The sequence below is a fragment of the Paraburkholderia hiiakae genome (assembly GCF_904848665.1).
GTDB lineage: Bacteria > Pseudomonadota > Gammaproteobacteria > Burkholderiales > Burkholderiaceae > Paraburkholderia > Paraburkholderia hiiakae.
In genome coordinates, this window is sequence record NZ_CAJHCQ010000005.1 from 305,164 (window position 1) to 319,150 (window position 13,987).

Sequence of the window (13,987 nt, forward strand, 5' to 3'; positions counted from 1 at the left end):
TGCCCCCAAACAAAAGGAATTCGAACATGAAGTTGCAATTGGAAGATCGTTGGCAAATCACTGACCTTATTACTGGATGGATTTACCGGGACCTGGGCGAATGGGACAAGCTGCGCGACCTGTTTCATCCCGACGGTGAGATCGAAGTGACCTGGTTTGAAGGCAAGGCTTCCGATTTCATCGAGGGGTCGATGCGCATGGGCGTATCGGCGCTGAGAACGAAGCATCTCATCGGCACGCCCGTCGTGACATTCCATGGCGATAGAGCGCTGGTCGAGACGAACGCCGTTATCGTCGCCGACAACGCTGCGCTGAACCTGGGGTGTGCCGCCCACAATCGATTCTTCGACAAGGTGGAGCGGCGCGACGGCGTCTGGAAGCTCGTCAAGCGTCAGAGCATTTACGACATGGGGTCGTTTACGTTTCCCGGCGGTATCGTGGAGATCGAACAAAAGGCGGTTGATCAGTACCCCAGAGAATATGCGGCGCTCGCGTATCTGCTTGAGAAGAGCGGCTTTCCAGTCAGTCGCGTTTTCGCGACCCGTGGCAGCGAACTCGAAAAGGGCATGAAGGCCGAAGCGCAGCAGTGGCTGTCAAGCGCGCCCGCGCGGTGAAGCGCTGTTTGGACCACGCAATCCAACCTAGGTGTCGGGGAGAATTTCAATGTTTCGCGGGAAACGAGACAAGGCGCAGAAGTTCGTGCCCACGGTCCAGTTCCGGCTGGCCGTGGGCTTCGGACTGCCGCTATTGCTGACGGTTTTCAACGGCTGGTTTTCAATGTCGTCAGGCGGAGAACGCCCTGCGTCGTCCGTGCCGACGTTGCCTTGGCTGCTGCTCTTTACCACGGCCGTCACGGTGTTGCTGTTGGCCGCCGCGTTCTTCCATCTGCGTAACATCGTCTGCGATGGCCTGGATCGGCAGGCACGATCGTTCAAGTACCTGGCCGAGACACTGGATCTTTCCCGGCGTTCGGCGGCTCGCCGTATGGACGAGTTCGGACGCGGGGCAGTGTGGTTCGACCGGTTCATGCAGCGGCTGGAGCAAACCGTTTTGACGGTTCAGGCGTCGACCGAGTCGGTTAGCCTCGCCACCCAGGAGATTGCAGCCGGCAACCTCGATTTGTCGGCGCGCACGGAAAATCAGGCTGCGTCTCTGGGGCAAACCGCAGCGAGCATGGGGCAACTGACGCAAGCGGTAAAGATGAATTCGGACAACGTCCTGCGCGCAAAGGAGCTCGCATCCGCGGGCAACAGCCTCGCTGACGCGGGAAACCACGCCGTGCAGGCAATGGTTGCCACGATCGAGCGCATTAATACGGAGTCCATAAGGATATCCGAGATTACCGGCATGATCGAAGGCATCGCATTCCAGACCAACATCCTTGCGCTGAACGCGGCCGTAGAAGCGGCGCGCGCGGGCGATCAGGGGCGCGGCTTCGCGGTGGTCGCGGGAGAGGTTCGGGCGCTTGCGCAACGCTCTTCTTCTGCGGCGAAGGAAATCAAGGGGCTGATCGGCGACACCGCTTCGCTAGTGCGTAACGGATCGTCGCAAGCCGTTGACGTGGGCGCATCGATTGGTCAGGTCAAGGCGGCGATCGGCCATCTTTCCGTGATTGTCGAGGAGATAGCGTCCGCTTCCGAGACACAGAGCCAGGGGATCGAACAGATTGCGCAGGCCGTCGCGAACATGGACGAGGTGACACAACAGAATGCGGCACTCGTGGAAGAGGCTGCAGCGGCGGCTCAATCGTTGGAGGAACAGGTTGTTACGGTGCGCACGATGCTCAGCGAGTTCAAGGTCGAAGGGCCGAGGTGATCCGTCTGGTTGGCCTGCGCCCAATCCCGACGATGCCCGGCGCGCACGCGAGCTTGGGGCCGATGGACTGATCGTGTCGAATCATGGCGGGCGTCAGCTGTCCCGTGATGATCGACAGCGGATTCCGGCGCGGCGGTGACGTGCTCATGGCGCACGCGCCAGGCGCGCGGGCAGTCTTCGTCGGGAGGCCGTTCAACTATGCCGGTGCGGTGGCGGGGCAGGCGGGCATCCTGCACGCGTTTGCGATCGTCGCCGCCGAGATGATGCGCAACATGGCGCATCTTGGCGTGAGCCGGTCCGGTGAACCTGGCGTAAGCAGTTTGGCTCGACGAGTCGACGGAAAAATGCGAGCCTGAATCGCAGGCGGAACCATGGCGCATGGTGCGGCATAATTTTGCAGCATGTCTCATCGCCTGTGCGCTGGGAGAGGGGATCCACCCCTTATTCGGCCCTTATTTCGCCATTTGCGTGCCGGTCTTCGGCATGGGCCGTTCCCGCCGTGTTTCTTCAACAGCCGTCGATCACAACGCAGACCCAATGGACCACATCTACGCAGCCGACGATACAGGTAACCTGATTCTGCTCGAGCACGTCAATCTTCGGGTTCCTGACCAGCTTCTCGCCACCACCTTTTATGTCAGCGGACTCGGGCTCACGCGGGACCCGTTCATGATGACCGGTGTTAGCAATATGTGGATCAATATCGGTCGATCGCAGATTCATTTGCCGACCGGAAAGGCGCAGTGTCTACGAGGCAGTGTCGGTATCGTCGTCGGCGAGCTGGATGCGCTCGCCGCGCGATTGCATGCCGTTGCCCCGCTGCTCAGTGACACGCGGTTCGGTTGGGCCGAGCGCGGCGACTACGTTGAAGTGACCTGTCCGTGGGGGAATCGCTATCACTGCCTCGATCCGCAGCGCCGACCTGTCTCGGTGCCCTGGTCGAAAATCGATTTGGGAATCGCCTACGTCAAGCTCGATGTCCCAGTCGGTCGTGCTGGCCAGATCGCTGACTTCTATCGGGATGTTTTTCACACGCCCGTCGATGTGAAGGACCAGGACGGGCTTCCGTATGCTGTGATCGACGTCGGAACGCATCAGCAACTGCTGTATGCGGAAACACCGGAGACGATTCCAGACTACGACGGGCATCACATCGCTATTTACGCCGCTCGCTTTTCCGAGCCGTACGCGCGTCTGGCCGAGCATGGCGTGGTTTATGGTGAAGAGCCACACCAGTTCCGGTTTGCCAACATCGTGAATCCGGCATCGGGAGCGCGTTGCTTCGAACTCGAACACGAAGTGCGGAGTTTGCATCATCCGCTTTACGCGCGGCCACTGGTCAACCGGAATCCGCAACAGACCAACCACCATTATCAAAAGGGCGCCGATTCGCGAAGCGGTGCGTTTTGAAGTTGCGCGCACGGCTGCACGCATGGGCAATCTCAACCCTATGTGAGCGCAATTCGATGAGGCTGTGGAGAAAGACACCGGCGCTTGGTGCAAACCCGAAAAGTGAGCGTTTATCGCACACGTGCGTGCGATTATCGCGCGCCACCGCCACTCGAAATATTGCTGTCTGAGCGGCGTCCGCCTATTCTTGGGCGACTAGTCGGTGAAGCGGTTTGCATCAAGCGACATCGGAGCGATCGGCATGCAGCGACGCAAACAGCCAGACGTCTGTACTTTGAAGAAGGTGTCGCGATGAGTTCGACCTTGAAGCAGCCTTGCATCATCTCCGTAGCCATTACGGGTTCCGTACCGCGCAAGAAGGACAATCCGGCTGTACCGATCTCGGTGCCCGAGCAGATCGAAAGTACGCATGAGGCCTACGAAGCGGGCGCGACACTTGTGCATCTGCATGTGCGTGACGAAGAGGAGCGCTCCAGTTCCGACCGCAGCCGCTTCGCAGCGCTACAGGAAGGCATCCGCAAGCACTGCCCGGATATCATCGTCCAGTTTTCGACGGGAGGGCGAGGCCGGTCGTTCGAACAGCGCGGCGCCATGCTGGATTTGCGGCCGGACATGGCATCGCTCGCAACCGGCTCGGTGAACTTCCCGACTATCGTCTATGAAAACCCGCCGGATTTCGTGCGCTCGCTTGCGCAGACGATGCTAGACCTCGATGTGAAGCCCGAAATCGAAATCTTCGATCTGGCAATGCTTTACAGCACCGTGGATCTTGTTCAGCAAGGTCTGCTGAAGGAACCTGTCCACGTGCAGTTCGTGTTCGGCGTAAAGAACGCATTGCCGGCCCGACGCGAAATCCTCGAATTCGAAGTGGCACAACTGAACAAGCTGCTGCCCACGGCGACCTGGACTGCGGCCGGTATTGGACGTCATCAGCTGGAGGTGAACCGCTGGACGCTCGAAATGGGCGGCCACTGTCGTACGGGCCTGGAAGATAACGTGCGTTGGGACAAAGACACGCTTGCGAAGAGCAATGCCCAGCTGGTTGGACGGGTGGCCTCGCTGTGCGGCGAATATGGCCGCCCGGTCGCCACGGCGAAAGAGGCTCGCGAAATCCTGGCGCTCAAACCTGTGGCGTAGGCGGGGGCCGCGAGGTGCTCGCCACTCACGGCCACGACGTCATGCGATGCGGGGTTCCCGATTGCGCCCTCGATTGACGTCATTGCGACTGGGCGGTTAGGCTCGGGCCATGCGCCCATCCAAAGTCGATTTAAATCTCTTCGTCGTTTTCGAAGCCGTCTATCGAACGCGCAACCTCACGCGCGCGGCGGAGCTGCTGTTCATCACGCAGCCCGCCGTGAGCAACGCGCTCGCGCGCATGCGCCTGGCATTCGACGATCCGCTCTTCGTCAGCACGCCGGCCGGCATGATGCCCACGCCGGTTTCCGAGAACATCATCGGCCCCGTGCGTGAGGCGCTTCAACTGCTCGATTCGAGCACCCACGCCGGCGAACGTTTCGATCCGGCTTCGTCTGAACGGACCTTCCGGCTCAGCATGAACGACCTGACCGAGGCATTGCTGCTGCCTGCACTGCAAGACGTGCTGCAGCGTCTCGCGCCCGGCATCCGCGTCGAAAGCTACTTCACGGCCCGCCGCGACGTTGCCGAAGCGCTCGCGAGCGGCGCGGTCCATCTTGCGATCGACGCGCCCCTCATCGACGACCCGTACCTCGAGCAGGAGCCGCTGGGCGGCGACCGCTACGCGTGCATGGTGCGCAACGAGCATCCGTTCGCGAAGAAGAAGCTCACGATCGACGACTACCTGCGCTTCGGCCATATTCATGTGTCCAGCCGCCGGCAGGGGCCCGGTCTCGTCGACGCGGAACTCAACAAGCTGGGCGTGAGGCGCACCATCCAGACCCGCGTGCAGCACTACCTCGTCGCGCCCTTGATCGCGATGCGCACCGATCTCGTCCTGACCGCGCCGCTTATGCTGCTCAAGCGCTATGACGCGCGTATTCTGACGCTGCCGTTCGATCTTCCCGATCTCGAGACACATGGCTACTGGCACCGCAGCGTGACGGCGGACCCCGCGCATCGCTGGCTGCGCGAGCAGATCGGGCGTCTCATGCGCAAGCAACGGCAGTAGCCGGGGTGTCACGAATCGTTATGGCGCAGTATCACAAGAATAAATTTCCTGAATACTCCGCTCCCCGGTATTGTTTCAGTCATGTTCAGACGAGGTTGGCATGGCAGAACTCTATCTGGTACGGCATGGGCAGGCGTCTTTCGGCGCTGAAAACTATGACGAGCTTTCATCTTCGGGCGGCACCCAGTCGCGCTGGCTCGGCGAATACTACGCGCAATCGGGCGTGACGTTCGATCGCGTCGTGACCGGCACGATGCGGCGCCACGCGCAAACTGCCGACGCGTTGCTCAGCGCGATGGGCGGCGCGCCCGTGGAGATCGTGCAGGACGCGGATCTGAACGAGTACGATTTTCGTGCCCTCTTTTCCGCGCTCGGCGAGAGCGGCCTGGCGCCCGGCCTGCTGGCCGAAGGCTCGATGAAGCACTTCTACAAGGGACTCAAGCAGGTCTTGCAGCTTTGGTCCGAGGATAAGCTGCCCGGGCGTGTTCCCGAGACCTGGGGGCAATTCCAGGCGCGGGTCGAGCGCGCGCGTCTCGCGATTCAACGCTCGGGCGGCAAGCGCGTTCTGGTGGTGAGTTCAGGCGGCCCGATTTCCGTCTTCACGCAGCAGGTTCTAGAGGCGAGCTCGGCGGCCGCCATCGCGCTCAACATGCAGATCCGCAACAGCAGCGTGAGCCAGTACGTCTTCAACGACAGCGCCATGTCGCTGGTCACCTTCAACACCTTGCCGCATCTCGAACAAGCCGAGCGGCGCGCACTCGTCACCTATGGCTGATTCGAATCCGATCATGAATGCAAGTCTTCAGTTCGATGTCGATGCGCTCACGCGCTATCTGGCCGCGCACGTGCCCGGCTTTCAGGGGCCCATGTCCGTCGAGAAGTTCGCGGGCGGCCAGTCGAACCCCACGTTTCTCCTCGAGGCGCAAAGCGGCCGCTATGTGCTGCGGCGTCAGCCGCCGGGCGAACTGCTCAAGTCCGCGCATGCCGTGGACCGCGAATTCCGCGTGCTGAGCGCGCTGGGCGACACGCCGGTTCCCGTCGCGCGGGCCTTGCACCTGTGCGAGGACCGCGAGGTGATCGGCAGCCTGTTCTATGTGATGAGCTTCGAAGACGGCGAAATCTACTGGGACCCGTCCTTGCCCGCATTGCCCGCTGGAGAGCGCGGCGCCGTCTATGACGCGCTGATCGGCACGATGGCGGCCCTGCACGATGTGGATGTCGAGGCTGTCGGCCTTGCCGACTATGGCCGCGCGGGCAACTACTTCTCGCGCCAGATCGACGTATGGACCAAACAATATCGCGCGGCGCAGACCGATGAACTCGACGCCATGGAAGCGCTGATCGACTGGCTGCCGGCGCACTGTCCGGCCGAAGCGGGCAAGCCTTCTCTCGTGCACGGCGACTTTCGCATCGACAACCTGATCTTCCACCGCGGTACGCCGAAGGTTCGCGCCGTGCTCGACTGGGAACTCTCCACGCTCGGCAATCCGCTCGCCGACCTCGCGTACTTCTGCATGTGCTTGCGGCTCCCGCCCAAAGGGCATATCGGCGGTCTCGCGGGTCTGGACCGGGCTGCGCTTGGCGTGCCGGACGAGGCCGCGATCGTCGAGCGGTATTGCAGCTTGCGGCGCATTGCATCGATCGAGAACTGGAATTTTTACCTTGCGTTCAGCTTCTTCCGGCTCGCTGCCATCGCGCAGGGCGTGAAAAAGCGTGCGCTGGGCGGCAATGCATCGAACGAGAAGGCGCGCCAGGTCGGCGAAATGGCCGGTGCACTGGCGAGGATGGGCGTCGACGTCATCTGACGGCTGGCGTTTGACGCGTACGCGCGGATATGTTGAGGAGACAGTTGTGAGTACTAATTTATTCGATCTGAACGGCAAGATTGCGTTGGTCACCGGCGCGAGCCGTGGCATCGGCGAGGAAATCGCGAAGCTGCTCGCAGAACAGGGCGCCCATGTGATCGTGTCGAGCCGCAAGCTCGATGACTGCGAGAGCGTGGCGCGCGGGATCAGGGAGGCGGGCGGCAGCGCCGAGGCGTATCCGTGCCACGTGGGGCGTCTCGACGACATTCAGGGCGTGTTCCAGCACATCCGCAAGCAACACGGGCGGCTGGACATACTCGTGAACAACGCGGCGGCGAACCCATATTTCGGCCACATTCTCGACACCGATCTTCTGTCCTTCGAAAAGACGGTGGAGGTCAATCTGCGTGGCTACTTCTTCATGTCGGTCGAAGCGGGCAAGCTGATGCGCGAGCACGGCGGCGGCGCGATCGTCAACACGGCATCCGTCAACGCGCTGCAGCCCGGCGACAAGCAAGGCATCTATTCGATCACGAAGGCGGCCGTGGTCAACATGACGCGTGCTTTCGCCAAGGAATGCGGCCCGCTCGGCATTCGCGTGAACGCCCTGCTGCCGGGCCTCACCAAAACGAAATTCGCCGGCGCACTGTTCGAAGACCAGGCCATGTACGAAAGCTGGATGACGAAGATTCCGCTGCGCCGCCATGCGGAGCCTCGCGAGATGGCCGGCACCGTGCTGTATCTCGTCTCCGATGCGGCGAGCTACACCAACGGCGAGTGCATCGTCGTCGATGGCGGTCTGACGATCTGAAAGCGGCGCGCGTCATTGGCGCTTGCGCCGCACAACATTCACCCGAATTCAAGGAAGAGCAAAATGGACTTTGCATATAGCCCGAAAGTCGAAGCGCTGCGCACGCAGGTGCGCGCGTTCATGGACACGCATATCGTGCCACGCATTCACCAATGGCACGAAGAGGTGAGCGCGGGACAGTATCCCGTTTCCTTCATGGAGGAACTGAAGGAGAAGGCGCGTGCGGAAGGTCTCTGGAACCTGTTCCTGCCTCATTTGCGCGATGACGAGCCGGGCACGCGGTTGACCAACCTCGAGTACGCCCCGCTTGCCGAAATCATGGGGCGCGTTGCCTGGGCATCCGAAGTATTCAACTGCAATGCACCGGACACGGGCAACATGGAGCTGCTCCACATGTTCGCCACGCCGGCGCAACGCAAGAAGTGGCTCGAGCCGCTGCTCGACGGCAAGATCCGCTCGGCGTTTGCGATGACGGAACCGGCGGTCGCCTCTTCGGACGCAACCAACATCACCACGTCCATTCGCCTCGATGGCGACGACTATGTGATCGATGGCCGCAAGTGGTTCATCACGAACGCCGCGCACCCGAATTGCCAGATATTCATCGTGATGGGCAAGACGGACCCGGACGCGCCGGCGCACCGTCAGCAGAGCATGGTTCTCGTGCCGCGCGACACGCCGGGCGTGAAGATCATCCGCAATATTAAGGTGGTCAATCACGTAGCGCCGGAAGGCCACTGCGAGATCGAATTCACGGGCGTGCGTGTGCCGCGTTCGAATCTGCTCGGCGAAGAGGGTAGCGGCTTTACGCTTGCTCAGGCGCGCCTGGGACCGGGGCGCATTCACCACTGCATGCGTTCGATCGGCGCCGCCGAACTGGCGCTCGAACTGATGATCGAACGCGCGCAGGCGCGCACGGCGTTCGGCAAGAAGCTCTATGAGCAGGGCTCGGTTGGGGAGTGGATCGCGAAGTCGCGTATCGAAATCGATCAGGCAAGGCTCTTCGTGTTGAAGGCCGCCTGGATGATCGACAACGTGGGCGCGAAGGAAGCGCGCAAAGAAATTTCGATGATCAAGGCACTCGTGCCGAGCGTTCACACCGCCGTATGCGAGCGGGCGATCCAGACCTTCGGTGCGATGGGCCTGAGCCCCGACACGCCGCTGGCGGACAGCTGGACGTGGGGGCGTGCGTTGAAGTTCGCCGATGGCCCGGACGAGGTGCATCTCCAGAGCATTGCGCGCATGGAGATCAAAGCGCGGCCCTATGAACCGGGCCATGAGAATCCCTACCTGACGCGCTAGCGGGCCGTTTCGCGATTGCTTTTGGACTCGCCCAACTGCGATCGCGTTTCTTCTGAGGGCAGTGCGACGAGCATGCCTTCAAAGGTATCCATCAAGTTCGACACGGCGTAGCCGGGGGCCCAGAGCCGCCCCGGCTCGCCGCTGTCCCGGCTGGCCTCCCACGCAGCCAGCACGGCATTGCCATAGATGCCGACGAGCGAAAGCCGGTGATCGACGATCGCCGGATCGATGTCGGGCAGCAGGTCCCGCAGCAGCGCATTGCAGCGCTGATAGCCCGCATTCCACTTGTTTTCCAGCGCCTCGCGCAGGAACGCGCGATCGTTCAACTGGAAGTTGGCGATCATGCGGATGTAGGTCGGCTGGCCCGTTCGATCGGCCAGTTCGAGCATCGGAAAGAGCAACGCCCCCAATACCGCGCGCACGTTCAACGCGCCTTCCGCTTCCAGCCTGTCCACCCGTGCCTGACGGTCCTCGTCGATGAGGCGCGCGCCGTCCACGACCAGTTCGCGCGCCAGTTCGAGCTTGTTCCCGAAGTAGTAGCGCAGCGAGGCGCTGTTGCGCTGACCCGCCGCCGAAATGATGTCCTGCACGGACACCCCCTCCAGCCCTCTTAGCGCAAACAGCCGCTGCGCCTCCTCTTTCAGGCGCGTTCGGGTCTCGGCGCCGTCCGATCTAAGGGGTTTTCCTGGTGTCATCTTTACTTTACCGTATCGATATAAGTAACTACACTGGGTTAACTAACCCGGTAGGAGAAACTTAGCATGAAAGTCGTAATTGCAGGAGGCGGCATTGGCGGCCTCACCACGGCGTTGGCCTTGTTGCATCACGGGATCGAGCCGATTGTACTGGAGCGTGCTCCGCAGTTGACCGAGGTCGGGGCGGGCGTGCAGATCGCCGCCAACGGCACGATCGTGCTGCGCGAACTAGGGCTCGAACCGGCCGTGGCGAGCGTCGCGACGGTGCCGGCCGGCTTCGATTATCTCGAGTTGTCGACGGGCCGGCGCCTCTACTACGCGCCACTCGGCAAGGAAGCCGAGGCGCGCTATGGCGCGTTGCTTTACAACATCCACCGCGCTGACTTGATCGACCTGCTCGCGAAGGCGTTGCCGCCGGGTGTGGTGCGCCTGGGTGCGGAGTGCGAGTCGGTCTCGCAGGACGAGGAGAGCGCCTGGGTCACGCTGAAGAACGGCGAGGTGATCCGCGGCGACGTGGTGATCGGCGCGGACGGCATTCATTCGGCTGTTCGCACGGCATTGCGCGGGCCGGAGGAGAAGCAGTTCGCCAATATCCTGATGTGGCGTTCGCTGATCCCGGCCGAGCGGCTCGAAGGGCTGAACCTGCCGGTGGCGGGCAACAACTGGTTTGGTATTGGCCGCAATATCGTGTCGTATTGGGTTCGCAAGGACCTGTACAGCATTCTCGCGTCCGTGCCGGCAACGGAGGTGAGCCGCGAGTCGTGGACACAGTCGGGCGATGTCGAGCAATTGCGGCGCTCGTTCGAGGGCTGCGAGCCGACGGTGCAGAAGATGCTCGCGCAGGTGGATAGCACGTTCATCACCGGCATGTACCATCGCGATCCGATCGAAAGCTGGACCACGGGCCGCATCGCGCTGCTCGGCGACGCTGCGCACGCGATGGTGCCGTATCTCGCGCAAGGCGCCTGCCAGTCGATCGAGGATGCATGGGCGCTCGCCACTTGCCTCAAGAGCCACGGCCGCGCCGGCGTGCAGGACGCACTGCTGGAATACGAGCGCCGTCGCCAGCCGCGCACGAGGCGCATCCAGGCGGGGGCGCGCTATGTGGTCGACTGGGCGCATGAGCCCGACGCGGCGCGCGTGCGTCAGCGCAACGGGCGGCTCAAGGGGCTTTCGCGCATCGATCCGCTGGGCGAGATTTCGTGGTCGTTCGCCTGGGGGCACGACATCATCGCGGCGGCCAAATTGCCGCCGGGCGAAGTCGTGGGCCTGAGCGCGGCGCGTGAAGGCAAGCGCATGGAGCGCGCCGAGAGCCAGCGCGCGTTCGATCTCTGGAAGGGCGTCTTCACGCCCGACGATGTGGCGCGCGGCGACCGTGGCCAGCATGCCGCGTACGAGCGCTTCCTGCTGGGGCAATTTCCCGCACCGGCAAGCACCCAGGTGAAGGAAGTCGATCTCGACGGCGTGCGCTCGCTGCGGGTGGCAGCGGAAGGCGCAGGGCACGAGGCCACGGTGCTGCATTTTCATGGCGGCGGCTATGTGCTTGGTTCTGCTAATAGTTCCGTGGAATATGCAAGTCGCCTGTCGCATGCGCTGAACGGCCCGTGCTACACGGTCGACTATCGCCTCGCGCCCGAGCATCCGTATCCAGCGGCCATCGACGATGCATTCAGCGCGTATCGCGGCCTGCTCGCCGAGGGCGTCGATCCCGCAACGCTCTTCCTGAGCGGCGAGTCGTCCGGTGGCGGCCTCGCGCTGGCGCTGGCAGCCGCGCTGCGCCGTGCGGGGCTGCCGCTGCCGGCCGGCGTGATCGCCGTCTGCCCGATGACGGACCTCACGCTTGGCGGCCCCTCCGTGAAAGCGAATTCGGGCGACGACCCGGCCGCGAATCGCGAGACGCTGACCAATCTCGTCGCGGGCTACTTCCAGGGACACGAGCCAACCGACCCGATGGTCTCGCCGCTATTCGCCGATCTCACGGATCTTCCGCCGGTCTATCTCGCGGCCGTGCATGGCGAAGTGCTGGAAAGCGACACGACGCGCTTTGCCGAGCGCGCGAAAGCCGCAGGCGCGAACGTGACGCTGAAGATGGTGGACGACTCCGTGCACGTCTTCACGCTGTTCCCGTTCCTGACCGAGACAGCCGAGACGCTCGAAGCGATCGGCCAGTGGAGCCGCAAGCTGCTGCCGCGGTGAAGAAAAACCTCCGCGCCAGGCGATGCGCCCGGCGCGGAGGCGTCCCGTTTCAAGGCGCAACGCTTACAGCCCGAGCGTTGCGTTTCATGTCTGGAGTTTCCATGACGGCAACATCATTGCGTCAGCTCGCTACACCGCAGACCTCGCTATACACGAACCTCGAAGTCTGCGCGAATCGTCATCCCGCGAAGGACGCCATTCTCTACTACGGCAGTTCCCTGAGCTACGGGAAATTGCGCGACGAAGCGCAGGCGTTGGCCGGATTCCTGCAACAGCATTGCGGAGTGCGTCGGGGCGATCGCGTTGTGCTCTTTATGCAAAACAGTCCGCAGTTCGTCATTGCGTTCTACGCCGTGCTGCGCGCGGATGCGGTCGTCGTGCCCGTCAATCCGATGAACCGGACGGCCGAGCTGCAACATATCTTCGAAGACAGTGGCGCGCGAGTGGCGTTTATTGGCGAAGAACTCATGGAACACGTGCGGCCGCTCATGGCGCGCCAGGTGGACCAGGTCGTGACGGCGCGCTATGCCGACTATTTAGACATGCAGACGGATCTGCCTCTGCCCGATATCCTGACTTCTTCCGGGCGACAGCACGATGCACAGTCGCCCGAAAACGATGCCAGCGTCACCCGCTGGTACGACGCGCTACTCCATGCGTACGTTGCGCGCCCCCACGAAGCCGGACCCGAGGACCTTGCGGTGATTCCGTATACGTCGGGCACCACCGGGCACCCGAAGGGATGCATCCATACGCACCGCAGCGTGATGCATTCGACAGTCTCTTGTGGCGCCTGGCCCGATCTCCCCGGTGAGAGCGTGATGCTGTGCTCCGTGCCGCTTTTCCATGTGACGGGCATGCAGAACTGCATGAACATGCCGGTCTTCATCGGCGCGACGATGGTGATCATGACCCGCTGGGACGCGAGATGCGCAGCCCACCTGATCGAACGCCACCGCGTGAGCACATGGGTCACGGTGCCGACGATGGTGATCGACCTGCTGAACCTTGGGGACATAGCGAGCTTCGATCTCGGCTCGATCACCTACCTGAGCGGAGGCGGGGCCGCCATGCCACAGGCCGTTGCGCAGGAGATCGAGAAGCGCTGGGGCATTGCCTACGTGGAAGGCTACGGGCTCACCGAAACGATGGCGGCAACGCATATCAACCCGCGCACGCGGAGCAAGCCGCAATGCATGGGCGTGCCCGTTTTCAACACCTATGCGCTCGTAGTCGATCCCGATTCGCTGGAGACGCTTGGGGAAGGCGAGACAGGCGAGATCCTCGTGAGCGGGCCGCAGGTGTTCGACGGCTACTGGAACGCGCCGCAAGCGTCGCGCGATGCGTTCGCTTCGATCGATGGGCGGCGCTATCTGCGCACGGGCGATCTCGGCTATGTCGACCACGAGGGCTACTTCTTCGTCGTTGACCGGCTCAAGCGCATGATCAACGCGTCTGGCTACAAGGTGTGGCCCGCCGAGGTCGAGGCCATGCTGTTCGAACATCCTGCCGTGCAGGAGGCCTGCGTGATCGCGACTCACGATGCGCGCCGGGGCGAATCCGTCAAGGCCGTCATCGTTCTACGCGGCGGTGCGTGTACTACGCAAGACGACATTGTCGCGTGGGCTCGCGAACGCATGGCGGCCTACAAGGTTCCGCGCGTGATTGCGTTTGCCGATAGCTTGCCGCGCTCGGCGAGCGGCAAGGTTCAGTGGCGTGTGTTGCAGGAAGCGGAAAACCGGCGCAAAGGCCTACCAGAATCGTCGTGATTCAACTGCAAGATTCCTTGCAATTGATGTGCACCGGG

At 62.5% G+C, this 13,987-nt stretch carries 12 protein-coding genes and 1 pseudogene; 12 read left to right on the forward strand and 1 reads right to left on the reverse strand.

Annotated features, from left to right (window positions below; translation table 11 throughout):
• Positions 1-26 precede the first annotated feature (26 nt).
• The 10 genes and pseudogenes from JMY28_RS12565 (at position 27) to JMY28_RS12610 (ending at position 9,289) form a co-directional block, all read left to right on the forward strand.
• On the forward strand, positions 27-614 hold the full coding sequence (locus JMY28_RS12565; protein ID WP_201696250.1) for a nuclear transport factor 2 family protein: 588 nt from the start codon (positions 27-29) through the stop codon (positions 612-614).
• A gap of 49 nt (positions 615-663) precedes the next feature.
• Complete coding sequence (locus JMY28_RS12570) at positions 664-1,815, forward strand: methyl-accepting chemotaxis protein (RefSeq protein WP_201696251.1); 1,152 nt, start codon at positions 664-666, stop codon at positions 1,813-1,815.
• Between the two features lie 28 nt (positions 1,816-1,843).
• Positions 1,844-2,171 (forward strand): annotated as a pseudogene (locus JMY28_RS12575) (alpha-hydroxy-acid oxidizing protein); the annotation flags it as partial.
• Positions 2,172-2,193: 22 nt separating this feature from the next.
• Positions 2,194-3,225: a glyoxalase/bleomycin resistance/dioxygenase family protein gene (locus JMY28_RS12580; protein ID WP_236596820.1), complete on the forward strand. Its 1,032-nt coding sequence runs from the start codon at positions 2,194-2,196 to the stop codon at positions 3,223-3,225.
• Positions 3,226-3,516: 291 nt separating this feature from the next.
• A complete protein-coding gene (locus tag JMY28_RS12585; protein WP_236596821.1) occupies positions 3,517-4,362 on the forward strand; it encodes a BKACE family enzyme in 846 nt (281 codons plus the stop codon).
• A gap of 109 nt (positions 4,363-4,471) precedes the next feature.
• On the forward strand, positions 4,472-5,371 hold the full coding sequence (locus JMY28_RS12590; protein ID WP_201696252.1) for a LysR family transcriptional regulator: 900 nt from the start codon (positions 4,472-4,474) through the stop codon (positions 5,369-5,371).
• Between the two features lie 100 nt (positions 5,372-5,471).
• Positions 5,472-6,146: a histidine phosphatase family protein gene (locus tag JMY28_RS12595; RefSeq protein WP_201696253.1), complete on the forward strand. Its 675-nt coding sequence runs from the start codon at positions 5,472-5,474 to the stop codon at positions 6,144-6,146.
• 13 nt (positions 6,147-6,159) lie between these two features.
• The gene (locus JMY28_RS12600; protein WP_201696254.1) at positions 6,160-7,176 is read left to right on the forward strand and encodes a phosphotransferase; all 1,017 of its coding nucleotides are present in this window, start codon (positions 6,160-6,162) and stop codon (positions 7,174-7,176) included.
• A gap of 46 nt (positions 7,177-7,222) precedes the next feature.
• Entirely contained in the window at positions 7,223-7,987 is a 765-nt protein-coding gene (locus JMY28_RS12605) for an SDR family oxidoreductase (RefSeq protein WP_201696255.1), read from the forward strand.
• Positions 7,988-8,050: 63 nt separating this feature from the next.
• Positions 8,051-9,289 (forward strand): acyl-CoA dehydrogenase family protein, encoded by a 1,239-nt coding sequence (locus JMY28_RS12610; protein ID WP_201696256.1) that lies wholly within the window; start codon positions 8,051-8,053, stop codon positions 9,287-9,289.
• Here the strand turns inward: JMY28_RS12610 and JMY28_RS12615 are convergent.
• Positions 9,286-9,984, reverse strand: coding sequence for a TetR/AcrR family transcriptional regulator (locus tag JMY28_RS12615; protein WP_268960632.1), 699 nt, complete (start codon positions 9,982-9,984; stop codon positions 9,286-9,288). The genes JMY28_RS12610 and JMY28_RS12615 overlap by 4 nt on opposite strands.
• Before the next feature lie 66 nt (positions 9,985-10,050).
• Here JMY28_RS12615 and JMY28_RS12620 point away from each other — a divergent pair, with 66 nt between their 5' ends.
• The gene (locus tag JMY28_RS12620) at positions 10,051-12,180 is read left to right on the forward strand and encodes an alpha/beta hydrolase fold domain-containing protein (protein ID WP_201696258.1); all 2,130 of its coding nucleotides are present in this window, start codon (positions 10,051-10,053) and stop codon (positions 12,178-12,180) included.
• A gap of 101 nt (positions 12,181-12,281) precedes the next feature.
• Complete coding sequence (locus JMY28_RS12625) at positions 12,282-13,949, forward strand: long-chain-fatty-acid--CoA ligase (protein ID WP_236596823.1); 1,668 nt, start codon at positions 12,282-12,284, stop codon at positions 13,947-13,949.
• Positions 13,950-13,987 lie beyond the last annotated feature (38 nt).